Genomic DNA, 22,400 nt, shown 5'->3' with positions numbered 1-22,400 from the left:
GCGTTTCATTGATAATTCCAATTTAGTTGCGATGAGAAGCAGTATATTTATTTGATAAATTTAAACAAAGCGCGCATATTCGAAAGTAAGATTCGAAAAAATTAAATCAACATGTATTCAATCGCTGAACTCGAAACATTCTTAGCTATTATTAAACATCAAGGAGTGGTTAATGCTGCGAAGCAATTGAGACTCTCACCCGCGACAGTTAGTCATCGTCTTAATAAGTTAGAGCAACATTTAGGCACAACTTTGCTGTTTAGAGATAGTCGTACGCTAACATTGTCCCCAGCCGGAAGTACTTTTAGAGAGAGGGTGGAGCATATATTAGAGGCGCTATACGATGCTGAGCACGAAATAGGTGCAAGGGGCTCAGCGGTGAGCGGGTTACTTCGTGTCACTATGCCGCCTTGGGTGTTTTCACAATTTGTGATGCCAAACCTAAGTCAATTTGAGCAAGCGCACCCGCAGTTAGCACTTGATTTCCTGATCAACGACCAGTTTGTAAACATAGTTGAAGGTGCTCAAGATGCAGCGATACGCGTTGGACAATTGGCTGATTCTGGGTTGTTGGCAAGAAAACTATGCGATAACCACCGGATATTATGTGCAGCGCCGAGCTATATTGACCGCTATGGCATGCCTGAAAATATCAGCGAATTACAAAATCACTTTTTTGTATGCTTACCTTGGCAACGAGAATTTAAGTTAAAAGAACCAAACGGTAGAACTGTACACTTTAACGCAAACACCCGCTTTACGATTTCAAACTCAGACAACATGACTTCTGCCGCCTTGGCTGGGCATGGCATTGCAGTTAAATCTCACATCGCCATCAGAGATAACCTAAAAAGAGGTGAGTTAGTGCCTATAATTCCTGGTTGTCTCGAAAGTGGAGACGCACCTATTTGGTTTGTCAGGCCTCAGCACTCGCTGAAGACACGCAAGGCAGAGGCATTCTATGAATTTATGAAGGCATTGTTCGAAAATAAGGGCTAATACTTTAGTCTGCTTGTGCTTTTAAACTAATAACTCTAAACTCCGTATTAAAATTAGAAACTAGCCAGCTTGATGATTGTAAAATCGAACTGGTAACACTGATAGCAAACGGAGCTGCTATGTTCAAATTCATTTCTTGGATTTTTTCTGTCACCGCATTTTCACTTACTCTATTCTTTATCGTGCAAGGTAGTTATATGCTTTGTTTAGTCATGCTACTTGCTGGATTGATAGCCTTGCCAAAACATGAAAAAGAATTGCAACCACTCGGTATGAGATTACATGCTAAGCATTTTTCTCGGGAGTCTCGTTCACTTAGCTCAAAAGAGGTAAAGAACTTTTTATTAGCATGCTCATTGGCTGGCGCTAGCCTTGCGTACCAATGGCATGTGGTAACAATATAGACTTTACTGAACTTAATATCTTGAGTGTTTATATACAGCCATGATCCGAGTTCCAATTAATGGGATACTCGGATATTTTTCAATGCTATCCCGCGATAGGGTTACTTCATAACACAAATAGGATAAAACATACTGGATGTTTAAAATTTGCTCAGTCGCTGTTAGATTGGTTTTAGCTATCGCAGCATTGAAGAGCTATTGAATGTCACAGCCGTTAAAACCCTCATCAATACGTGTTCAAGAGTTTCTAGCCAGTCATGGGCGCAATTTCACAGTTACAGAGCTTGCAGACTCTACTCGTACGGCGAAAGATGCTGCAAATGCGATTGGTTGCACTGAGTCTCAAATCGCCAAGTCTCTGATATTTAAAGATAGTAATACAGAAAAAGCAGTCTTGATTATTGCTTCAGGTAGTAACCAAGTGTCCGTGAAAAAAGTGGAAGCTGCAATTAATGTAAAGCTCGAAAAAGCGAACGCAAACTTTGTGCGGGAAAAACCGGGTTTGCCATTGGCTGTGTGCCTCCTGTGGCGCACACTGACTCCGTGTTGACGATAATTGATAAAGATTTAAAGCAATACGATCGTATTTGGGCTGCTGCAGGCACGCCCAACTCGGTTTTTGAGTTAAAAGCGCATGATCTAGATACGCTTACGGGTGGCACTTGGTTAGATATTGCGAAGTAACCGTCAGTTCGTAATCGACCTTATGCCTATGTGATCCATCTATGAGTCAACTTGGGGTGGTCATTAAGGTTCTCAACCAATAAAGTGCTTTCTAGATGAGAACAGCCCGACAGTCATTCAAAATAATCGTATTAATACCGCTCTCAAGGTAGTTGAATTTAAAAGGTAAAGACACAGAGATACATGATAAACTTACCGCCAATAATTCAGTAGTATGACTATCTACGATAATCGAGCTACTAGTCATAAGTGTGACCAAACGTGTGACCTTTTGATATTTGTGATTTGTATTTTAATCATAACTTTATGATATTTAGGGTTTAAGTGATTTATGTGTGAGCTTTTGGGGATGTCGGCGAACGTACCGACGGATATTTGTTTTAGCTTTTCTGGTTTGTTGGAGCGCGGTGGTAATACAGGTCCTCACAAAGATGGCTGGGGTATCACCTTTTACGAGGGGAAAGGATGTCGAACCTTTAAAGATCCAGAGCCTAGCTGTCAGTCTGAAATTGCTAAACTAGTCAAAGCATATCCGATTAAAAGCGTGTCTGTAATAAGTCATATTCGACAGGGAAATAGGGGGCGGACTTGTCTTGAAAATACCCACCCATTTACTCGAGAATTATGGGGTCGGGAGATCACTTATGCTCACAATGGCCAGCTTTCGGACTATAAAGATTTAAAAACTGACTTCTATCGACCTGTTGGGAATACAGACAGTGAACTTGCCTTTTGCTGGATTTTGGACAAAGTAAGAGAAAAATACCCAAGCCGCCCGTCAAACATGGTCTCAGTTTTCAGGTATATCGCAAAGCTAGCGCACACATTGAGAGACAAAGGGGTATTCAACATGTTGATAACCGATGGTATTTATGTGTTGGCGTATTGCACTAATAACCTACATTGGATAACCCGTAGAGCCCCATTTGGAAAGGCTACCTTAATTGATGCGGATATGGTGGTGGATTTTCAAAAAGAAACCACACCAGATGATGTTGTCACTGTTATTGCAACGCGACCGCTGACCAACGATGAACAGTGGCAGAAGCTTGAGCCCGGTGAGTTTGCTTTATTCAAATTAGGTGAGAAGGTGTAGTTCTGAGTTTTTGTAAGCAAAGGCGGCTTAGTTGAACCGCCTTGATGAATTAACGATGTTGCTATCAACTCTCTGATTTGGGTTGGTAGGTTTTAAGCTCTATCTGAAATTGCTCCATACCATCTTTACCTTTGTACATTTTCACCAGCATATGATCATAACTTGGTGCAAACCAAGCAATGGCCTGACGATCGCTATCATCATAAACGCGTTTAACTTTGATGGTTTTGACGTTGCCAAAAGGCAGAGTGATCATTTCCTCGCCGGCCACCTCAAAATCATAGCTTCGCTGGTCGCCTTTTTTGTCTATGATAGGATAGCTAAACTTGGTCTTTCCCGCTTTTAAATCCTCTCGCAGCTGTACCTGATAACTAATTAAATCTTGCTGATTCTCAAGCCATTTCACTTTCAGTGGATACTTTTCTTCACTGGAGGTGATTGCTTGGTTTTGGTGATCAAACTTAATTTTGTAGCTTTTATCTGGGCCAGTCCCTTCACGAGTCATACTGTAATGTAGTGGGCTGACGGTATGTTCAGCGACTTTAAACAATGATTCTTCAGTTCTTACGTCTGAAAAAATCATCCATTCGATATCGCTTTTGTAACGTACAGCGTATGTTGCATCCGCTATTTTTGTGAGGTCTCGCGTGGCACTACCATGAACCTTACCCTTGCGTGAAACTTGGTATTCGGCGTGATATTCAGTGAGTGAGTTTGCGAATGTTGAAGTGGAAAGTAGAGCGCTAATACCAATTAGCACAGCGCTCCATTTTTTATTTTTCTGGGTACGGCGCACCTTGAACTGGTAAGGTTTTGTTATCAAAAACAGCATAGTCTGCTTCCATTGTTAGTCTTTGTTCGCTGAACCATTTGACCACCAAAGGATAAAGAATGTGTTCTTGCTTATGCACACGTTGCGCCAGTGACTCTGCCGTATCATCTGGAAGAACAGCGACCTTGGCCTGACAGACCACAGGACCACCATCTAACTCCTCTGTGACAAAGTGAACGCTAGCACCATGTTCTGCATCGTTTGCATCGATTGCTCTTTGGTGGGTGTTCAGCCCTTGATACTTAGGCAACAAAGAAGGATGAATGTTCAACATTTTTCCTCTAAATTTTTGCACCAAGTTTGGAGTTAGAATACGCATAAATCCAGCTAATACAACCAAATCTGGTGTAAAGCTATCAATTAGTTGACCAAGCGCAACGTCATACTCTTCACGAGAAGCATATTGCTTATGGTCTAAAACAGATGTTGCTATACCAGCCTCTTGCGCTCTGGTTAGGCCGTATGCGTCCGCTTTATTACTAATAACGGCAGCAATTTCACCTTGAATATAGCCAGCTTTGCAAGCATCAATGATTGCTTGCAAATTTGAACCACTACCAGAAATCAGAACAACAAGGCGAGTGGGTGCCATTACTCGGCACCACCTAAGATCTCAACTTGCTCTTCACCAGCCTGAGCGTCTTGAATTTCACCAATATGCCAAGCGTTCTCGCCTTGTGCTTTCAGGATGTCAAGGCTTTGCTCAAGCTTGTCAGCAGGAACAACTAAGATCATGCCAACACCACAGTTGAATGTGCGGTACATCTCGTGAGTTGCAATGTTACCGTTCTCTTGTAACCAGTTGAAGATTGCAGGCCATTGCCAACTATCACCTTTGATCACCGCTTTTGCAGATTCAGGTAGCACGCGAGGGATGTTTTCCCAGAAGCCACCGCCAGTGATGTGAGAAAGTGCGTGAACATCAACTTCTTTTAATAGCGCTAAGATTTGCTTCACGTAGATACGCGTTGGCTCTAGCAGGTGCTCGCCTAGAGTTTTGCCTTCGAACTCTGCGTTAGTATCTGCGCCAGATACTTCTAGTACTTTACGGATTAGAGAGTAGCCGTTTGAGTGCGGACCGCTTGAACCCAACGCAATCAGCTGATCGCCAGCCGCAACTTTAGTTCCATCTATGATTTTAGACTTTTCTACCACGCCAGTACAAAAGCCAGCCATATCGTAGTCATCGCCTTCGTACATGCCTGGCATTTCAGCCGTTTCACCACCGATAAGCGCACAACCAGATAGTTCACAGCCTTTACCAATACCAGATACTACGTCCGCCGCAACATCAACGTCTAACTTGCCTGTAGCATAGTAGTCCAAGAAAAATAGGGGTTCAGCGCCTTGGACAATAAGATCGTTAACACACATAGCAACTAGGTCAATACCTACTGTGTCGTGCTTTTTCAAATCGATAGCTAAGCGTAGCTTAGTACCAACACCGTCAGTGCCAGCAACCAAAACAGGCTCTTTATATCCAGTTGGAAGTTCGCATAGTGCACCAAAACCACCAATGCCACCCATTACTTCTGGGCGACGAGTTTTTTTCACTACGCCTTTAATTCTTTCGACCAATGCGTTGCCCGCATCGATGTCAACGCCAGCGTCTTTATAACTAAGAGACTGTTTTTGTTCGCTCACAGGTTTTCCTCAAAAGTTGCTAGATAGATTTGCTTAGAAACGCCGACATTTTACAACAATTGCATCTAGGCGGCTAGCGACTTTGCGAGAAACCCTAAGAATGTGGTCAAAGGTCCTCGATTTTGTATCTCGAACAGTATAAAGAAACGACAAAAACTTTGATTGTTTATAACTGAATGTGATTTGCGTTAGATCAATATTCAAGGAAGGTAGCAGCGTACTATGAATACAGACCCAATCAGACAGTAACTTCAAAAAATGTATTCGAAATCACTGTCACTAACGGCGCATTGATTGGGTCTACCCAAAACTCAAATGCATTTTCAGCCTTAACCTGAGGTTTGAACCTAAACTCAGATTACCTAGCTAATTATGGGAATAAAACGATGAATATTGAACGCCACAGCCTAGCTAAAGAACTCCCAGAATTTAAAGATAAAATTCACGACTTGAAACTGTCTGATGGACATTTCTCAAAGTTATTTAAAGATTACCATGAAGTAGACAATGAAGTTATTCGAATTGAAGACGGTGTAGAGCACTCAAGTGATGAGTATCTTGAATCACTGAAGAAAAAGAGGCTGTGGTTAAAAGATCAACTTTACCGAATTCTAAAAAGTGCAGATTAACTGTTAATCAAGGCCAACCGGCCGATGTGAGCGGGCTGCCAAGTCCGCTGCTATATTCTCCACCAATTGTTGAATAATTTAGCCTGTCCCGAGCAAGGGCAGATTTATAATCTATACTCTAACCATTGTATTCCATCCACGACGATTCCTTTGATTGCACTTATATTAGTATTAGCTGGCAGCTTTATCATGGGATTAGCTTTTTCTCCGGCCTTTAAGATATGTCGATTAACCTCTTCGGTCGGGTGGCGAGTGTTGTTAATTCTTATGGCTCTGTTTGAACTCGGATACTTGAGCTTTGCCTACTTCCTGTACGATCACAATAGCGCTAGTTTTATTGAGCAAGGCTTAAGTTTAATCCTGTTTCTTGGCTCCATTTTTGTTTTTGTGGTGAATTGTCTAAGTCTAACTAGCCTGCAAGAATTAAATGAAATTGCAACGCAGGCCAAATATAACGCTGAACATGATTTTTTAACGGATTTGGAGAATCGTCAGCGCTGCATTGATGCCATTAATGAACGTAAACATCAGCAGCTCGACTTTAGTGTTATCTTGGTTGATTTGAATAATTTCAAACAGATCAATGATGCAAAAGGGCACTTCTTTGGTGATAAATTACTGGTGGAACTTGCCCACAAAATGCGCGCAGCATTGCTTCCTCGTAGCAAGTTATATCGCATGGGCGGCGATGAATTTATCATTCTGATGGACGTGACTGACGTAAATTGTATTTACTCGCAAAATAATGCACTGCTGAGCGAATTAAAGTCAGGTATAGAAATTGAAGAGTTGCAGCTGGACGTGACGTATAGTGCAGGAGCAAGCTTATGGACTAAATCGCGCCAACTTGATGTGTTTGACCTTTTGAAGCAAGCCGATATTGCCATGTATTCGGCCAAACATAGCCGTCAAAGCATCGTCATCTTCGATGAAGAGCTCCATGAAGGAATTGAGGCTGAATTCCAACTGTTGGCTAACCTCAAAGTTGCGCTCGCCCGAGGTGAACTGACGCTCTATTATCAACCGATAGTGTGTTCTCAAAGCGGTGATATTCATGGAGTAGAAGCGCTATTAAGGTGGCCTCAGTCCGACGGCACAATGATAATGCCAGATCAGTTTATTGAGTTAGCGGAGCGCAATAATTTGATCAGGCAATTGAGTGCGTTTGTGATTAACCGTGTATTCCAAGACCTCGCAATATTGATTGAAATAGATGACAAGTTGGTTGTGCATATCAATCTTTCCTGCCAAGATTTTGCTGAACAGAATCTAATTAATACCCTTGCCATGCTACTGGATACTCATCGAGTAGACCCAACTCATATAGTATTTGAGCTTACAGAAAGCACCGTAATGGAAGAAGTGGAAAAAGCGAGAAGCTTAATTGAAACATTAATAGACATGGGATTTGCAGTGAGTATTGATGATTTTGGGACTGGTTTTTCTTCATTTTCTATTCTAAAAGAGTTACCAATTTCGCAGATTAAAATAGATGGTTCGTTTGTAAGGCTAAGTCATGAAAGTGAAAAAGATCAAGCCATAGTAGAAACCAGTATGTTTTTAGCGCGTAAATTGAATTGCAGTATTGTTGCTGAGGGTGTTGAAAGCGATGCCTGCTTGCAGTATTTATATAGCTTAGACTGTCCTTATATTCAGGGCTTTCAGATATGTGAACCACTCTCGCTAAGCGAATGCGTAAAGTGGATTAATTCCCAGAACATGGTGAGAGGGGCGATGAAAAGGTTAGACGGTTGAGGTCAATACCCTCCCTCTGCAAAAAGCTTGATACCCAGATATACGAATAAATTGCAGTCGATTAGAAAGTTAGCATGGGTTTAGGTGGGACAAAGCCGTACATTTGTTCAAACCCTGGGATTTCAGTTTCCCATATTGGGGTCTCTTCACCAATATATGCCCGGAATGCATCTAAAAAGAGTCTTGTTCTAACAGGCAAGTCGCGGTGGGGGTAGAGCGCATACATCGCAGCAAAATCGACCAGTTTTGTATTAGTTAAAATCGGTTGTAATTTGCCTTCAGTAATTTCTTTGCCGACTAAAAAGGCTGGTGCAACAATATAACAAGTACCGGATAGGACACTTTCCATTAATGTATCTCCGTCGTTGGTTCTGAAGATACTCTTCACTGGCATTTGTTGTTCGATACCTTGCTCGTCTTGATAGGTGATACTGGTAAACCTTAATGCATCACTGGCGTAGGTTGCTGCAGGTAATTCGCTGAGCTCCTCGAGCGAGTTTGGCGTGCCATGGGTTTTTAAGAACGTTGGGCTTGCTAATATGAGCAATCGATTGCGCGCAATTCTGCGGGCGATAAGCGATGAATCTTTCGGCTCGCCGACACGAAAAGCTAAATCAAAACCTTCACCCACTAAGTCCACGAGCCTATCTTCAAGCCTAAGCTCAACTTCAACATGAGGAAAACGTTTTTGAAAGTCATTGATAACAGGTTGTACATAGCGTCGACCTACCACAGTAGAGCTGGCGATTTTAAGCAATCCTTTAGGCTCGGTGTGATAATTCTGTGCGATACGCTGAGTATCGTTTAGTAGCAGCCTTAGCTCTTCTGCTTTTTTTACCATCTCGGAACCTGCAGAGGTGAGCGAGAAGGAACGAGTTGTACGATTCATTAATCTTACACCGAGTTCTTCTTCCAGCTTGGTCATCTGCTTAGAAATGACAGAGCGATCGATATTTCTCAGTTGTGCGGCACTGGCAAAGGAACCACGTTCCACAACGTCTAAAAAGATTAATAATCTGCTGCTAATATCCATAATGCGAGAAAGTTCACTAAGACTGATGCCATTGTGACACTAAACAATTGGAATTGCGAGGGGCATATTTACACTAATAAAGTTGTGGCAAAATGCTAACAATGGTTTAATGAATTTAGTCTCACTACTTTATTTTTAACATAACGCAAAGGCATATGATGAAAGCAGTCCGATTCAATCACACAAATGGACTTACCTTCGAGCAGGGAGAAATTAACTTACCTGAGGCAACCGATGATCAAGTCTTGGTCAAAGTTGAATACGTTGGTTTAAGCTTTATCGATACCAAAGTGGCTAATTGCCCCTGTGATGAGACACCAAACAGAGTGTTTGGTGTGGATGCCGTGGGGGTCGTGGAAAAAGCATGTAAAACGGGGTTTCCTGAACCGGGTACGCGGGTTTTTTGGCACGGTGACATTCGAGAGCAAGGCACGATGAGCGAATTTGCTTTGGTGCCAAGTCACGCGCTTACTGTATTGCCAAAAAATGTTGATGGAAAGTTGGCTGCCGCTTCAATTGCACCGGCAATGTGTGCATTAATAGGGCTATTCAAGCTGCAATTAAATGCAGGGGATACGGTCTTAATCGAGTCGGCTCATCACCCTGTTGGTCAAATGGCAATACAATTTGCGAAACAGCTGGGGCTTGGGGTAGCGGCACGTTCCGAGCTCAAACATAAAAAGCTGCTTGAAAAGCTTGGTGCGGATCTCGTGTATACCCAGCCTGACTTCACCGGCCTAGCCGATGCCCTACAGCTTCATTTTGGTGCAACAGAGGTGCAAGGCGCACTAGATTTAACAGGTACACATACCCAACAATTGATTTCTCATTTGACATTTTGTGGCCGAGTAAGCTGCCTAGCTGGGTTGCCAGCCATTGAACAGCATATATTAATGAAGAAAGCGCCGAACATAGGAATTGTTTCTTTATGTGGTAGTTGGCTCTCTAATAGCGTTTGTGCGCAGCAAAGAATGGCATTTATTGGAAACGCTCTTGCAGAAAAGCTTGAAAAAAATGAAATTACTTTGCAGCAACTTGAATCAATTTCACCGCAGCATGATGCGATAATTGAAACGCTGAAAAAGCTAGAAAGCAACGATAACATCACATTTTTTGCGGCAGATATGAAACTATAGTCCCCATCTGCAACGATAATTTATCCTCTTCACGCAACAATACTGAGTTTGGCTTCATTCGCTAGGCTCAGCTTCCAAATAAATTGATACAATTTCTGACATTTTTCATCGTTTGAACACCGTATACTTCCCTGCAGGCCTCGCCATGAAGGGAATACGCCTTTCCTTTACGACTTCATAAAGAGTCATTGTCATCGTAAGGCGAAATTTTACAATGCGTTAATTGATGTCGGAGGGGCATCAATTTGGTGCGAATTGATATGTTTATTTGCACTCGTCAAATTGGATAGACTAGTGTCATCAGTTTAATAAGGATTAAACAATGAAAAAGTTACTTGTTATTTTCAGTTTTCTCATCTTCTCAGGTGTCGCGTTTGCGAATGACACACCTTATGAATTAATTAACCAAGTTGGCGATAAGCTATTTGCTGATATAAAAACGGTTAATCAAGATGGCAAGGCAACTGAAACTCAGATGAAGGGCATAGTACGTAGTCGCTTGATGCCACACATCGATGTGAAGTTTGTATCTTTTAAATTGCTTGGTAAACATATTAAAGGGTTAAAAAGAGACGAAGCCATCGAGTTTATTAGTGCGGTTGATAATTATCTTGTATCTACCTACGCTAATGCACTTTTACAGTACAAAGGCCAAGACGTATTGTTTGAAGAGTTACCGGTTTCTGATGGTGCTGATTTTGCGACGGTTAAGGTGGTAATAAGAGAGCAATCAAAACCAGATATAGATATGCATTTTAAGTTTCGTCAAAGCAAAGATGGAGACTGGAAAGTGTATGACATGGTTGCTGAAGGTATTTCTTTATTGAGTGCTAAGCAAAAAGAGATCACGATGAGAATTTCAGAAGTAGGTTTAGCTCAGGTTACGGCTGAATTGAAGAGTAAAGCATAAATCAAATTACTTCCCCCGACTTTGAAGTAACCAAAAGAGCACATCATGATTGATATGCTCTTTTTTTTGGTTCTGAAATCAGACTACTTGGTTTATCAACGGCTTTTCCAGTCTTGCTGCGTCGAGGTTTTCACAGGTTATTGTTGCAATTTGTTTTAGTGCTTCTTTGGTAAAGAAGCCTTGATGTCCTGTAACTAGTACATTGGGGAAGCTAACTAAACGCGAGAAAACATCGTCTTGAATTATTTCTTCACTGTGATTTTTAAAAAATAGCTCTGACTCTTGCTCATACACGTCTAAGCCGAGGTAACCGAGGCGTTTAGACTTGAGCGCGGCGATACAGGCTTTGCTATCTAACAGCGCGCCTCTACTGGTATTAATAAGCATCACACCCGCTTTCATTTTGGCAAACGCAGCATCATCAATAATATGATGAGTATATTCATTAAGCGGACAGTGCAAGCTAATAATATCCGATTGTGCTAGTAAGATATCTAGAGAGACCAAAGTATAGGGGCCTTCTCCAATGTTTGGGTCATAAACCAGCACATTGGCACCAAAGCCGTTTAAGATACTGACTAAGGCTTGGCCAATTTTGCCACAGCCGATGATACCAACCGTTTTATTATAAATATTAAAACCGAGTAAGCCGTTGAGATCAAAATTATCTTCCCGAACTCGATTGTAGGCCTTATGTGTCTTGCGGCTGAGCGTTAGCATCAACGCGATACAGTGTTCTGCAACCGCTTCTGGGCTGTAGGCTGGAACACGGACAACCTTTATGTCACGCTGTTTTGCCTGTTGAATATCAACGTTATTGAAACCTGCGCAGCGTAGGGCGATGGTTTTAACGCCATAGTCAGCCAGTTTATCAATCACTTGCGCATTTACAGTATCGTTTACAAATACACAAACCGCGTCATAGTGCTGGCACAGCGAAACCGTTTTTTCATTGAGTGACTCACTAATAAAACTTATTTCAAGTTCAGAGTAGGAATTTACGGCTTGCTCAAAAAACGGCACTTCATAGTTTTGCGAACTGAATAGGGCGATTCTCATGATTAATGTGGCTCTCTATCACTGACTTAAGCGTTTCTGGTTTTGTTCTTGGGGCATATCGAGATACTAGCATGCCTTCAGAGTTTATTAGAAACTTGGTAAAATTCCATTTAATTGCGCGGTTTTGCGCGATACCACGGGTATGAGATTTTAAATAGCTAAATAATGGGTGTGCATCAGGTCCGTTGACTTGTGTTTTAGTACAGATCTTAAAGCTTAAATTGAAATGTGTATTGTAAAACTCTTTAAGCATTTCATCTTCAAGTGGTTCATTGCGACCGAACTGGTTACAAGGAAAGGCCAGTACCTCAAATCCAAAAGGTTTGTATTTGCTGTATAGCTTTTCAAGTGCAGACAGTTGCGGAGCAAAGCTACATTTGCTCGCAATGTTAACGATCAATAGCGGTCTTCCCGCCAGAGACTGTAATGGCAAAACTTGGCCATCAATAAGTTGTGCACTAAAACGATAAATATTCTCCATCCTTTCAGGCTCCGTGTGATTTATTCATGTTATTCGGTATCAAAGCGGTTTTTTCATTTGCTATGACAGAGGTGCTCGGGTATAAAAACTCCATTCTTATTAAGATAACAACGAAATAGGACAGAAATATGTCAGTGAAAGTCGCATTTATAGGATTAGGTGTCATGGGGTATCCAATGGCTGGGCATTTGCAAAAAGCGGGTTACCAAGTCACAGTATACAATCGTACCACCAGCAAAGCCGAAAAATGGGCAGCTGAGTATGCTGGCAACTTTGCAGTTACACCTAAAGACGCAGCGACTGACTGTGATTTTGTATTTATGTGTGTTGGCAATGATGACGATTTACGCTCAGTCGTATATGGCGAAAGTGGTGTATTAGCGGGAGTAAAGCCGGGAGCTGTGATAGTTGACCATACTACAACATCTGCAAAAGTTGCCCGTGAAATAGCGCAAGAAGCCAAGAAATTACAAGTTGAATTCTTAGATGCCCCGGTATCTGGTGGTCAGGCTGGCGCAGAAAATGGCGTGTTGACGGTGATGGTTGGAGGAGACGAAAGTACGTTTGTTAAAGCGCAGCCAATCATGGCCGCGTTTGCTCGTTTTAGCCAATTAATTGGAGAAGTGGGTGCAGGGCAGCTTTGTAAAATGGTTAATCAGATTTGTATCGCGGGTGTGGTGCAGGGACTTGCAGAAGGCTTACACTTTGCTAAAAAAGCGGGTCTTGATGGTGAAAAGGTAATTGAAACGATTGCTAAGGGTGCCGCTGGTTCTTGGCAAATGGAGAATCGTTATAAAACCATGTTAGCGGGCGAATATGACTTTGGTTTTGCAGTCGATTGGATGAGAAAAGATTTAGGCATTGCTCTAGACGAGTCAAGAAGTAACGGCGCAAATTTGGCGCTTACAGCTTTAGTGGACCAATATTATGCAGATGTTCAAGCGCTTGGCGGCAACCGTTTTGATACCTCAAGTCTACTGGCAAGACTTGATGCTATCCACGACAAAAACAAATAACCTTTCGTTTCTAGTCTAAGTAACTTAAGCTCGGATCAGTCGTTATGGCTGCGCTACATTGGTGATAAATTGCTGATGTAGTGCGCTGAGATTCGCCAATATTGCGTCTTTACCTTTGATATCGCTGCGTTTCAGCACGGCATCAATTGCATCAACGGACTGCAGCGTGGCAAGCTTTGATGCCGTTAGCTGGTGGCTAATATGCCAAGGCTCCGCAGCAACTCCCCCTCGATAGCAATCATAAGGCCGGTAGAAACCAAAAGTTGCTAAATGCGCATCAAGCCACAGCGAAAATTCGTGCTGATGCCCATTTTGCTGGTATTCCCATGGTTCTAGTTGAAGTGATTGTCCTGTCGGTACGAGGTTTTTGGCAAACACATCCAGATCAGTGCCCAAATGGTGGCGACTAGCACCAGGTAGGGCGGAGAACAGCATAATTGCTTTTACTTTGTCGATGTCTGAGAGATTACTCAGTTCTATCTCTCGGTTAGTGATATCAAAAACAGGACGGCGCATTGCAAACTTGCTATTCCAAATCGCTTTTTGCCTTTCAAATCCTCGATATGCGGACGCCATGTAGAATTCAAAACCTGCCTTTTTTGCAGCTTGTGAGAGGGCGCTGAGATCGGAAACTATCGTGCTATGCACATGGCGACCATGGTAAAAAGCTAGATGTGATTCGTTGACGCCACAAGCGCTGCATTCAGCGCTGGTAAGCATATAGCGGCTAGGCAAGTAGCTTCTCCAAGATCTTTTCATAGACTAAGGCTAATTGATCTAGGTCTTTGCAACTCACGCATTCATCGACTTGATGGATAGTGGCATTAATTGGGCCAAGTTCAATTACTTTACATCCCGTTTGGGCAATAAATCGGCCATCTGATGTGCCACCTGAAGTTTCCGGTGTGGTTTGTCTTCCCGTTACTTCTTTGATGGCTGCAATCGTCACATCGAGCAATGGACCCGGCTCTGTTAAAAACGGTAAGCCATTCAGTATCCAATTCAGCTCATAATCAAGTTGATGCTTGTCTAAAATTGCAATAACACGTTGTTTGAGCTCACCGGCTGTAACTTCGGTGCTAAAGCGAAAGTTAAACTGTACTTGCAAAGAGCCCGGTATCACATTGCCAGCCCCAGTTCCGCCATTAATATTGGAAACTTGGAAGCTTGTCGCGGGGAAAAATGCATTCCCTTGATCCCACTCGGTCTGACTGAGTTCAGCAATCGCCGCTGCAGACAAGTGAATGGGGTTTTTAGCGAGATGAGGGTAAGCTACGTGACCTTGTTTTCCAATCACTTTTAGGTGTCCGGTGAGTGAACCGCGACGACCATTTTTTACGACGTCGCCAAGCTCATGGCGTGATGAAGGTTCACCAACCAAGCACATATCAATTTTTTCGTTTCGGGCTTCTAATAAATCTACAACTCGAGTAGTGCCATTCACGAAAGGGCCTTCCTCATCAGAGGTTATCAGAAAAGACAATGACCCTTTGTGATTAGGGTGTTTTTTGATAAACCTCTCCGTTGCCACGATCATAGCTGCAAGTGAGCCTTTCATGTCAGCAGCTCCGCGGCCATGTAATATGTCATTTTCAATCACAGCGGCAAATGGCGGGTGCTGCCATTGACTCTCGTCACCAATCGGTACTACATCTGTGTGTCCAGCAAAGCAAAAATGTGGTCCGCTGTCGCCTTTTCGTGCCCACGTGTTGAGCGTATCAACAAAGAAGTGTTCTTCGATGGTAAAGCCAAGCTTTGCCAAACGTTCATTCATTAATTGTTGGCAACCAGCATCATCAGGTGTAACAGAAGCCCTTTGGATCAGAGCTTGAGCGAGCTTAACTACTTCGCTCATTAGGCAAAAATCTCATCATACTGTGCAGCTTTAAAACCCAAGTGATATTGACCTTGGTACTGCAAAATAGGGCGTTTTATCATGGCTGGTGCCGCCAAAAGGTGTTGTTTCGCTGACTGCGCATCGAGATTTTGTTTTTGTTCTTCGCTAAGCGCTCGGTATGTGGTTCCGCGTTTGTTTAACACGTTTTCCCAGCCAAGTTGGTCAATAAAAGCAGTGAGTAGAGCTTCGTCTAATCCATCTTTGCGATAGTCGTGAAAAGTGAATTCGATATTGTTGTCTTGAAGATATTTTTTGGCTTTTTTAATGGTATCGCAGTTGCTGATCCCATACATGGTGATTGTCATAAAGCACACGCCCTTGCAATTGTGATTATCGGCTCTTTGGCCGCAGATACTTGTTTTAAAGGATAATAACACGCACCAAGCTTTTGTGCATTGAGTAGCACAATGGCGGCCATGGTTTTTGCTTCACTGAGTGGAATATCAAAAAAGCATAGCGGCTCTCCAAGCTTTATCGTGGTTTTGCCAAAGCTGTTTGCTTTGAGATATTCGGGTTTGGCAAACTCATTGCCGATTTCTAAGCTAAGTAACATTTTTAAGCCGTTATTGGCGTGTAAAATGTATTCGCAGTTATTTTTTCTGATCTGGATTAGTTTTCCGTTACAAGGAGATAGCAACAAAGGCACGCGCATTTGTACGCACACGCCAATCCCTAACATACCAGACGCAATCGCCGCGTTTGTATATGTACTTAGCGGTAAGACTTTGCCAGAAAAAGGACTTGGAATGTGCGCAATCGGGTTTGCGATTTGGGAGATTGGCCGATATTGGATTGGTGGTGAGAGTTCAATCAAAGTAATAAATATCCATCTTTTTTGAGCGCTTGCATCGCTTGCTGGATTTGGCTTTCTTTTACCAGAATATAATCGGTATCGTATGTTGATAAGGTAAAAATAGAGACGTTGGACTTTGCTAGCACACCAGAAATATTAGCCATAATACCCGTCAGCGAAAACCCCAGCGGGCCAACGACTTCCAATGCTCTCCAATGACTTTCAGCCGCGAGGCTACTGACTGCGATATCTGACGCGCAAACGATAGAGAGTTCATCCTCAGTTTTGGCAATAAAAAAGATTTCACTGTTTAACACAGCTTGTGGAACAGCGTCATCGCAATCCAAGCTATGTATCGTAAATTCTTGTTTGAGCAATTGCAGCGTTTGCTTTGACATTACCAACCCTTGTTTTTGGAAAAATACCAATTGGTATAATTCATAGTATAGCGAAGTCAATTTAAAGACCAGAGCGTTCGCCCGAATTCTAGGCAAAAGAAAGGATTAGTGAGATGAAAACGAAAAGGGCTCATGCATTGAGCCCTTGGTATAAAGATTATTCTTCGATTTGTGTTGCCTGAATAGCAGTCAAGGCAATGGTGTACACGATGTCATCAACCAAAGCCCCGCGGCTTAGGTCGTTAACCGGCTTACGCATACCTTGTAACATAGGTCCGATGCTAACAAGTTCAGCACTTCGCTGCACCGCCTTGTATGTGGTGTTACCTGTATTTAAATCTGGGAAGACAAATACCGTTGCTTTACCAGCGACTTTGCTGTTTGGCGCTTTTTTACGTGCGACATTTTCCATAATGGCAGCATCGTATTGCAGCGGCCCGTCAATATCGAGATCAGGGCGTTTCTTTTGTGCGATCTCTGTGGCTTCACGCACTTTTTCTACATCTGCACCTTGTCCAGATGTTCCTGTGCTGTAACTGATCATGGCAACGCGAGGCTCAATGCCGAATGCTGCAGCGGAATCTGCAGATTGAATTGCAATATCGGCTAACTGCTCTGCCGTTGGATCAGGGTTAATTGCACAGTCGCCGTATACTAGCACTTGGTCCGGTAGCAGCATGAAAAATACTGAACTTACCAACGACGCGCCTGGTGCCGTTTTGATTAACTGTAGTGGTGGGCGAATAGTATTGGCGGTGGTATTTACTGCACCAGATACTAAGCCATCAACTTGGCCTTCGGCTAACATCATGGTGCCGAGCACGACGTTATCTTGCAGTTGCTCTGCTGCAACGACCGCGGTTAGGCCTTTGTTTTTACGTAGCTCAACCATAGGCGCAATGTACTTTTGCAGCTCTTCTTCAGGAGATAAGATAGTCACGTTTTCATTAAGCTCAACACCTTGTTGCTGGGCGATACGTTCAATCTCTTCTCTGTCTCCAAGTAGTACGGTTTTAGCGATATTTCGCGCACCACAGATAGCAGCTGCCTTAATCGTTCTCGGCTCATTACCTTCAGGCAGCACAATGGTTTTGCTTGCACGTCTAGCTAAATCAGTTAGCAGATAACGAAACGCAGGAGGAGAGAGTTTGCGAGTTTTTGCGACCCCTTTGGCCAAACTTTCCAGCCACTCGCTATCGATGTGACGGGCGTTGTGCTGCTTTACGCGCTCGATGCGCTGCTCGTCATCGCTGGGTACTTCCATATTGAAATTGTGTAATAGCAAAGAAGTGCGCCAAGTATCAGCCTCAGTAGCAAGGATAGGTAGACCTGTATCCATCGCTTGCTCACATAAGGTCATGATCTTCTCTTCTGGTTTGAATCCACCAGTTAACAAGATAGCGCCAATCTTGGTGCCATTCATGGCCGATAAACACGCAGCAACTAGGATATCTGAACGATCGCCTGGAGTAACCAACAGGGCACCTGGCGTAAAGTGGTTAAGAATGTTCGATACTGTTCTTGCACAGAAAGTAACACGGCGCAGACGACGGTGCTCCATATCACCCGCATTGATGATTTCGGCTTTTAAATAATTGCTTAAGTCGATAACTCGCGGCGCTACTAAGTCAAAGTCCCATGGTATGGCACCTAAAAGTTGAAATGGGTGTTTTCTGAAAATAGGTAGCGATGCTAAACGATTCATTTCATTTTCAAGCTCTTCTGGTTTGTATTGATCAACCAGATCGGCGCGCGCTCTGCCATCTTCATCCAGCGGTGCATTCACTTTATTGAAAATACAACCCAATACGCGAGGGTGGTTTACACCGCCATAATTACCAGCGGCAATCTCTAAGCGGTCTTCAAGCTCGTCGATAGAGTCATTACCCGGCGTTAAGACAAACACGATATCTGCACCTAATGTTTGCGCAATCTCGCGGTTTACACGGCCAGCGTAAGGTTGACGACGGGTGGGTACCATTCCTTCAATGATGGCAACTTCATCGTCTTGTACTGTGCCTTCAAAGCGCTCCACAATTTCTTCCAACAAATCATCGCCTTTACCATCACCTATCATCTGCTCAGCGTAGCTCAGCTCAAAGGGCGTGGGTGGGGCAATGGTTGAACCTTGCTGAACGATGAGTGTTGACTTCTCAGGGCCGACTTCATCTTTACGAGGTTGTGCGATTGGCTTGAAGAAGTTTACTTTTACCGCTTTTTGTTCCAGTGCTCGGACTATTCCTACAGACACCGACGTCAAACCAACGCCCGTTGAAATAGGAATAAGCATAATACGACGACCCATCATTACACTCCTTTAGCAAGCGTAGCTGCGTCGTTGGCAATCACCCATTCTTCATTGGTTGGGATGACCATAGCGACAGGAGAGTGAGACTCATCAGTGATCACACCTTGATTTCCAAAGCGTGCGTTGAGGTTACGCTCTTTATTGATATGCATGCCAAGGAAGTTAAGCTGGTTTACTACTTTTTCACGGATAACATCAGAGTTTTCGCCAATTCCACCGGTAAATACAAGTGCATCTAAACCGTTTAGTGGTACCAAGAAGCTAGCAATTTGTTTGGCTAAACGATAACAGAAAATATCAAGCGCCAGTGTTGCTTGAGGGTGGTTTTCCTGTGCAGCTTCTTCAATCGTTCGGCAATCGTTAGAAAGCTCACTAATACCTAGAAGGCCACTTTGTTTATTCAACAAAGTGTCAATTTGCTGTGTTGAATAGTTCAGGTGGTTAACTAAAAACGAGAACAAGCCCGGATCAATATCACCACTTCGGGTGCCCATCACTAGACCCTCTAATGGTGTTAAGCCCATGCTGGTGTCCACCGATTTACCGTCTTTAATCGCGGTAACGGAACAACCATTGCCTAAGTGTGCGGTAATAATACGCGATGGTTTACCTTTTAGGCCTAAAATCTCGATGGCCTGCGCCGATACATAAGCATGGCTGGTGCCGTGGAAACCGTAACGTCTAACACCATGTTCACGATATAGTGAATAAGGTAGGGCATAAAGGTACGCTGTTTGATCCATACTTTGATGGAAAGCCGTATCAAAGACAGCAATTTGCGGTAGATGCGCAAATTCGGCTTGAGCTGCGCGGATCCCAAGTAGGTTAGCTGGATTATGTAAAGGCGCCAGACTAGCCGTTTCTTGGATAGCATTTATAACGGAGTCATCGATAATGACAGATTGTGTAAAGCGCTCACCGCCGTGTACAACGCGGTGGCCGACAGCGACAAGATTTGCGTCTAACGCGAGATCTTTGATGAGTTTTACAAGCGTTGTGATCGCAACTTGGTGCGCATCACCACTATTTAGGGGCACGATTTCCTTGTTGCCTTGGAACTTATATTTAATTTGTGGTGATTGTTCAGCTAGGCGTTCAGCCAGACCTGATAATATCTCCTCTCCCGTTGCGTTATCGATGATTGCAAACTTAAGACTGGAGCTTCCACAATTAAGAACCAAAACATGCTGAGATGACATAATGACTTTCCGTTTTGACAATAACAGTTATTGCGTATTAAGCTTAAAGCTATAGCGCATATAAGCTACGCATTTAGACTAAGGTATAGTTGACAGTAAAGACGTCGATTTTACCTCATTTTTTATATAAAAGTTAGCACCTAGGAGTTATGATGCAAAAAAGTCTTATTTCGCAAGTGCAACTTGGACGTCAATACTCGAAAGAGTGGCCTATGCGCAAGGAATTAGCACCGTTGTTCCCCGAATTTAGGGTGATCAAGGCGACAGAACTTGCTTTAAATACAATGCCTATGCTGGCGGTGTTTACCCTGTTTTTGCAGACCAGCCAATTGGGTTTTCAATATCTGCCGCAAGCCATTGCGATTGCTTTGTTCTTTTTATCGCTTCCTGTCCAAGGGTTATTATGGCTTGGTAAAAGAGCTGAAACGCCGTTAAATCCGGCTTTGTATTCTTGGTATACAGAACTACATCAAAAGATGGTTGCTAATGGCTATGATTCGCCGATGTCTTCAAGAAAGCCTAGATACAGAGATTTAGCGCGGTTGCTAAAAGATATGTTCGATAAAATGGACAAAGCGTTTACGCAAGAAAATCTGTAGTTTCTGTTTTCCTGCCTACCAAGCAAGTAGGCAGCGATTTGCTCATAATTAGTGATCTGATGTTGGGTTACTTGCGCTGATATTCGTTTATCAAAAACGAGAGCGTGATTTCGATATGGTCCATCTTTTGTAATCTGTCCATGTGTTGTTGCTTAAATTTCCATGCAAATGGCGTCATCATGATTAAGTGTTCAACACACTCAAATTCCATTCTGTGTGTTTGTTGTAATTTAGTCCGTTCAACCAACTCAAACCCTTGTGGTGTTTCTGGTGCCTTGTGTAGCTTTACATTGTCATAAATCAGAGACTTGAGTTCGAATAGATGGTGTTCACCGGGTGAGACGACATACAAACTGCCTGATGGTTTGCATAGACGGGCGAGTTCTTCGGCGAACACTGGCGCAAAAATACTCACAATCACATCTGCAAATTCATTTTCAAAAGGGGCCTCTTTGATGGAGGCTACGCTAAATTCTACTTGAGGATAGCGTTTAGCGGCATAGCGGACAGCAGGCTTTGCGATATCGACCCCGTAGACTTTGGCATTCTCGCAGCGATTTGCGATTTCATGGGTGTAAAAGCCCTCACCACATCCTAAGTCCAGCAGGGTAGCCGGCACTTTTTCAGAGACGATTTGTGCAAGCCTATCACGTAGAAAGTGATAATGATCGGTTTCGAAGAATGCCCGACGCGCTGCAACCATTTCTTGGTTGTCGCCCGGCTGTTTTGATTTTTTATTTTGCACGGGGAGTAAGTTGACATAGCCTTCTTTGGCAATATCAAATTGATGATTATTATTGCAGCTGTAGCTTGCACCGCCTTGATATAAAGGCAGTTTACACAGTGGACAGCGGTAGTGGGAGATCATTTGTCTAAGTATTCCCTATCAAAAAAAGTTTTTACCCAATGTGGGCGATATGTAATGAGTAAGGTGATGGCCATGCCATTTAACATGGCTTCAGGGAACCACATTATTACGGCAAAATGGAGATAATTGTCTGCCAACTGATACCAAGTATAGGCATCGATTGCATAATAATAGAATGCGCTTAGAAGTATCTTTAAACAGCCCACCGTACCTGCGAAAATAAATGCACAAACAAAAATATAAACGAAAAAGTGCCGCGGTAAATGATGATAGCAAAGGGCAAAGAGTCCATAGCTTAAGTAGACAGGTATCAGTGCAGTAAACAGCCAAAAATTACCAAACTCCACCAAGGTAAAAGCACTAAAGTAACTATGGACGAGGCATGCCAAAGTTGCACTTAACGCACCCAGTCGCCAGCCTAAAATTAACGTTACTGCTGTTATTCCAAGAATATGAATGTTCAGCTCAGGTAAAATGCCTGCTTTTATTTGCCACAGTAACGTGAGGACAACCGCACAACTTAATACGCCAGTTTGTCTAGCTGGTACTTGTAGTAATTGCTGATATTCTTTGCGATGAAAACTGAGTAAAAATAACCCAAGGGCAGCGATAAACGTCACGTTTCTATCCAGTTTTTAAATTTGGTTATTTTGCTCTATG

The 22,400-nt window shown here is 43.0% G+C and carries 24 protein-coding genes and 1 pseudogene; 10 read left to right on the top strand and 15 right to left on the bottom strand.

The genetic code is table 11. The features are described 5' to 3' along the window. Positions 1-111: 111 nt before the first annotated feature. From CTT31_RS10625 to CTT31_RS10605, 4 genes and pseudogenes are all read left to right on the top strand, one after another. Positions 112-999 (top strand): LysR family transcriptional regulator, encoded by an 888-nt coding sequence (locus tag CTT31_RS10625; protein WP_211857803.1) that lies wholly within the window; start codon positions 112-114, stop codon positions 997-999. 119 nt (positions 1,000-1,118) lie between these two features. Beyond that, positions 1,119-1,403, top strand: coding sequence for a hypothetical protein (locus tag CTT31_RS10620; protein WP_211857801.1), 285 nt, complete (start codon positions 1,119-1,121; stop codon positions 1,401-1,403). Between the two features lie 202 nt (positions 1,404-1,605). Beyond that, positions 1,606-2,087: pseudogene (locus CTT31_RS10615) on the top strand (YbaK/EbsC family protein). A 331-nt stretch (positions 2,088-2,418) separates the two neighbouring features. Beyond that, on the top strand, positions 2,419-3,183 hold the full coding sequence (locus tag CTT31_RS10605) for a class II glutamine amidotransferase (RefSeq protein ID WP_010605063.1): 765 nt from the start codon (positions 2,419-2,421) through the stop codon (positions 3,181-3,183). Between the two features lie 64 nt (positions 3,184-3,247). Here CTT31_RS10605 and CTT31_RS10600 read toward each other — a convergent pair whose 3' ends face one another. Genes CTT31_RS10600 through purM form a run of 3 tightly spaced genes read right to left on the bottom strand, consistent with a single transcriptional unit; the run spans position 3,248 to position 5,659 of the window. Continuing rightward, complete coding sequence (locus CTT31_RS10600; protein WP_019647394.1) at positions 3,248-3,943, bottom strand: DUF3108 domain-containing protein; 696 nt, start codon at positions 3,941-3,943, stop codon at positions 3,248-3,250. Positions 3,944-3,956: 13 nt separating this feature from the next. Beyond that, positions 3,957-4,607: a phosphoribosylglycinamide formyltransferase gene (gene purN, locus CTT31_RS10595; protein ID WP_010605061.1), complete on the bottom strand. Its 651-nt coding sequence runs from the start codon at positions 4,605-4,607 to the stop codon at positions 3,957-3,959. Then, positions 4,607-5,659: a phosphoribosylformylglycinamidine cyclo-ligase gene (gene purM / locus CTT31_RS10590; protein WP_039497406.1), complete on the bottom strand. Its 1,053-nt coding sequence runs from the start codon at positions 5,657-5,659 to the stop codon at positions 4,607-4,609. The genes purN and purM overlap by 1 nt, the downstream gene beginning before the upstream one ends. Before the next feature lie 386 nt (positions 5,660-6,045). Here purM and CTT31_RS10585 point away from each other — a divergent pair, with 386 nt between their 5' ends. Both CTT31_RS10585 and CTT31_RS10580 read left to right on the top strand, forming a co-directional pair. Continuing rightward, positions 6,046-6,288, top strand: a complete 243-nt coding sequence (locus tag CTT31_RS10585) for a YdcH family protein (RefSeq protein WP_039497408.1) — start codon at positions 6,046-6,048, stop codon at positions 6,286-6,288. Between the two features lie 252 nt (positions 6,289-6,540). Then, positions 6,541-8,043 (top strand): putative bifunctional diguanylate cyclase/phosphodiesterase, encoded by a 1,503-nt coding sequence (locus CTT31_RS10580; RefSeq protein ID WP_239359244.1) that lies wholly within the window; start codon positions 6,541-6,543, stop codon positions 8,041-8,043. Between the two features lie 61 nt (positions 8,044-8,104). Here CTT31_RS10580 and CTT31_RS10575 read toward each other — a convergent pair whose 3' ends face one another. After that, complete coding sequence (locus CTT31_RS10575; protein WP_130126144.1) at positions 8,105-9,076, bottom strand: LysR substrate-binding domain-containing protein; 972 nt, start codon at positions 9,074-9,076, stop codon at positions 8,105-8,107. A 155-nt stretch (positions 9,077-9,231) separates the two neighbouring features. Between CTT31_RS10575 and CTT31_RS10570 the strand changes: the two genes are divergently transcribed. Then, on the top strand, positions 9,232-10,212 hold the full coding sequence (locus tag CTT31_RS10570) for a zinc-binding dehydrogenase (RefSeq protein ID WP_226898914.1): 981 nt from the start codon (positions 9,232-9,234) through the stop codon (positions 10,210-10,212). A 322-nt stretch (positions 10,213-10,534) separates the two neighbouring features. Continuing rightward, a complete protein-coding gene (locus tag CTT31_RS10565) occupies positions 10,535-11,122 on the top strand; it encodes an MlaC/ttg2D family ABC transporter substrate-binding protein (protein ID WP_039497416.1) in 588 nt (195 codons plus the stop codon). Between the two features lie 78 nt (positions 11,123-11,200). Here CTT31_RS10565 and CTT31_RS10560 read toward each other — a convergent pair whose 3' ends face one another. Continuing rightward, complete coding sequence (locus tag CTT31_RS10560; RefSeq protein ID WP_039497418.1) at positions 11,201-12,181, bottom strand: 2-hydroxyacid dehydrogenase; 981 nt, start codon at positions 12,179-12,181, stop codon at positions 11,201-11,203. Beyond that, positions 12,147-12,662 (bottom strand): glutathione peroxidase, encoded by a 516-nt coding sequence (locus tag CTT31_RS10555; protein WP_010373899.1) that lies wholly within the window; start codon positions 12,660-12,662, stop codon positions 12,147-12,149. The genes CTT31_RS10560 and CTT31_RS10555 overlap by 35 nt, the downstream gene beginning before the upstream one ends. Positions 12,663-12,790: 128 nt before the next feature. Here CTT31_RS10555 and CTT31_RS10550 point away from each other — a divergent pair, with 128 nt between their 5' ends. Next, the gene (locus CTT31_RS10550) at positions 12,791-13,678 is read left to right on the top strand and encodes an NAD(P)-dependent oxidoreductase (RefSeq protein WP_039497421.1); all 888 of its coding nucleotides are present in this window, start codon (positions 12,791-12,793) and stop codon (positions 13,676-13,678) included. Positions 13,679-13,720: 42 nt separating this feature from the next. Here the strand turns inward: CTT31_RS10550 and CTT31_RS10545 are convergent, their stop codons facing one another. The 7 genes from CTT31_RS10545 to CTT31_RS10515 all read right to left on the bottom strand — a co-directional run bounded on the left by CTT31_RS10545 (position 13,721) and on the right by CTT31_RS10515 (position 20,273). Beyond that, a complete protein-coding gene (locus tag CTT31_RS10545; protein WP_211860021.1) occupies positions 13,721-14,413 on the bottom strand; it encodes a M15 family metallopeptidase in 693 nt (230 codons plus the stop codon). Continuing rightward, on the bottom strand, positions 14,406-15,533 hold the full coding sequence (dapE, locus tag CTT31_RS10540) for a succinyl-diaminopimelate desuccinylase (RefSeq protein ID WP_260491226.1): 1,128 nt from the start codon (positions 15,531-15,533) through the stop codon (positions 14,406-14,408). The genes CTT31_RS10545 and dapE overlap by 8 nt, the downstream gene beginning before the upstream one ends. Next, positions 15,533-15,880, bottom strand: coding sequence for an ArsC family reductase (locus tag CTT31_RS10535; RefSeq protein ID WP_039497426.1), 348 nt, complete (start codon positions 15,878-15,880; stop codon positions 15,533-15,535). Before CTT31_RS10535 ends, dapE begins: the two co-directional genes overlap by 1 nt. Continuing rightward, the gene (locus tag CTT31_RS10530; RefSeq protein ID WP_211857796.1) at positions 15,877-16,389 is read right to left on the bottom strand and encodes a PTS glucose transporter subunit IIA; all 513 of its coding nucleotides are present in this window, start codon (positions 16,387-16,389) and stop codon (positions 15,877-15,879) included. The genes CTT31_RS10535 and CTT31_RS10530 overlap by 4 nt, the downstream gene beginning before the upstream one ends. After that, a complete protein-coding gene (locus CTT31_RS10525) occupies positions 16,386-16,766 on the bottom strand; it encodes an ACT domain-containing protein (RefSeq protein ID WP_010605048.1) in 381 nt (126 codons plus the stop codon). The genes CTT31_RS10530 and CTT31_RS10525 overlap by 4 nt, the downstream gene beginning before the upstream one ends. A gap of 157 nt (positions 16,767-16,923) precedes the next feature. Further along, positions 16,924-19,071 carry a phosphate acetyltransferase gene (pta, locus tag CTT31_RS10520; protein WP_211860019.1) on the bottom strand — a complete coding sequence of 716 codons (2,148 nt, stop codon included), beginning with the start codon at positions 19,069-19,071 and terminating at the stop codon, positions 16,924-16,926. A gap of 2 nt (positions 19,072-19,073) precedes the next feature. Next, positions 19,074-20,273, bottom strand: a complete 1,200-nt coding sequence (locus CTT31_RS10515) for an acetate kinase (RefSeq protein WP_211857795.1) — start codon at positions 20,271-20,273, stop codon at positions 19,074-19,076. 152 nt (positions 20,274-20,425) lie between these two features. Between CTT31_RS10515 and yfbV the strand changes: the two genes are divergently transcribed. Continuing rightward, on the top strand, positions 20,426-20,872 hold the full coding sequence (gene yfbV / locus CTT31_RS10510; protein ID WP_017219085.1) for a terminus macrodomain insulation protein YfbV: 447 nt from the start codon (positions 20,426-20,428) through the stop codon (positions 20,870-20,872). Between the two features lie 67 nt (positions 20,873-20,939). Here yfbV and rlmA read toward each other — a convergent pair whose 3' ends face one another. Both rlmA and CTT31_RS10500 read right to left on the bottom strand, forming a co-directional pair. Further along, positions 20,940-21,740: a 23S rRNA (guanine(745)-N(1))-methyltransferase gene (gene rlmA, locus CTT31_RS10505; RefSeq protein WP_039497436.1), complete on the bottom strand. Its 801-nt coding sequence runs from the start codon at positions 21,738-21,740 to the stop codon at positions 20,940-20,942. Next, entirely contained in the window at positions 21,737-22,360 is a 624-nt protein-coding gene (locus CTT31_RS10500) for an energy-coupling factor ABC transporter permease (protein ID WP_045989339.1), read from the bottom strand. Before CTT31_RS10500 ends, rlmA begins: the two co-directional genes overlap by 4 nt. Positions 22,361-22,400: the final 40 nt, after the last annotated feature.

The organism is Pseudoalteromonas maricaloris (assembly GCF_024746855.1).
Taxonomy (GTDB): domain Bacteria; phylum Pseudomonadota; class Gammaproteobacteria; order Enterobacterales; family Alteromonadaceae; genus Pseudoalteromonas; species Pseudoalteromonas maricaloris.
The sequence above is the reverse complement of the archived record's forward strand: the minus strand, read 5'-3'. Positions and strand labels throughout refer to the sequence as shown.

What these genes read in the sequence shown, in the direction of transcription:
- CTT31_RS10625 (WP_211857803.1), top strand. Translation starts at nt 112, where the DNA reads ATGTATTCAATCGCTGAACTCGAAACATTCTTAGCTATTATTAAACAT.
- CTT31_RS10620 (WP_211857801.1), top strand. Translation starts at nt 1,119, where the DNA reads ATGTTCAAATTCATTTCTTGGATTTTTTCTGTCACCGCATTTTCACTT.
- CTT31_RS10605 (WP_010605063.1), top strand. Translation starts at nt 2,419, where the DNA reads ATGTGTGAGCTTTTGGGGATGTCGGCGAACGTACCGACGGATATTTGT.
- purN (WP_010605061.1), bottom strand. Translation starts at nt 4,607, where the DNA reads ATGGCACCCACTCGCCTTGTTGTTCTGATTTCTGGTAGTGGTTCAAAT.
- CTT31_RS10585 (WP_039497408.1), top strand. Translation starts at nt 6,046, where the DNA reads ATGAATATTGAACGCCACAGCCTAGCTAAAGAACTCCCAGAATTTAAA.
- CTT31_RS10575 (WP_130126144.1), bottom strand. Translation starts at nt 9,076, where the DNA reads ATGGATATTAGCAGCAGATTATTAATCTTTTTAGACGTTGTGGAACGT.
- CTT31_RS10570 (WP_226898914.1), top strand. Translation starts at nt 9,232, where the DNA reads ATGATGAAAGCAGTCCGATTCAATCACACAAATGGACTTACCTTCGAG.
- CTT31_RS10565 (WP_039497416.1), top strand. Translation starts at nt 10,535, where the DNA reads ATGAAAAAGTTACTTGTTATTTTCAGTTTTCTCATCTTCTCAGGTGTC.
- CTT31_RS10560 (WP_039497418.1), bottom strand. Translation starts at nt 12,181, where the DNA reads ATGAGAATCGCCCTATTCAGTTCGCAAAACTATGAAGTGCCGTTTTTT.
- CTT31_RS10555 (WP_010373899.1), bottom strand. Translation starts at nt 12,662, where the DNA reads ATGGAGAATATTTATCGTTTTAGTGCACAACTTATTGATGGCCAAGTT.
- CTT31_RS10550 (WP_039497421.1), top strand. Translation starts at nt 12,791, where the DNA reads ATGTCAGTGAAAGTCGCATTTATAGGATTAGGTGTCATGGGGTATCCA.
- dapE (WP_260491226.1), bottom strand. Translation starts at nt 15,533, where the DNA reads ATGAGCGAAGTAGTTAAGCTCGCTCAAGCTCTGATCCAAAGGGCTTCT.
- CTT31_RS10535 (WP_039497426.1), bottom strand. Translation starts at nt 15,880, where the DNA reads ATGACAATCACCATGTATGGGATCAGCAACTGCGATACCATTAAAAAA.
- CTT31_RS10525 (WP_010605048.1), bottom strand. Translation starts at nt 16,766, where the DNA reads ATGTCAAAGCAAACGCTGCAATTGCTCAAACAAGAATTTACGATACAT.
- pta (WP_211860019.1), bottom strand. Translation starts at nt 19,071, where the DNA reads ATGGGTCGTCGTATTATGCTTATTCCTATTTCAACGGGCGTTGGTTTG.
- CTT31_RS10515 (WP_211857795.1), bottom strand. Translation starts at nt 20,273, where the DNA reads ATGTCATCTCAGCATGTTTTGGTTCTTAATTGTGGAAGCTCCAGTCTT.
- yfbV (WP_017219085.1), top strand. Translation starts at nt 20,426, where the DNA reads ATGCAAAAAAGTCTTATTTCGCAAGTGCAACTTGGACGTCAATACTCG.
- rlmA (WP_039497436.1), bottom strand. Translation starts at nt 21,740, where the DNA reads ATGATCTCCCACTACCGCTGTCCACTGTGTAAACTGCCTTTATATCAA.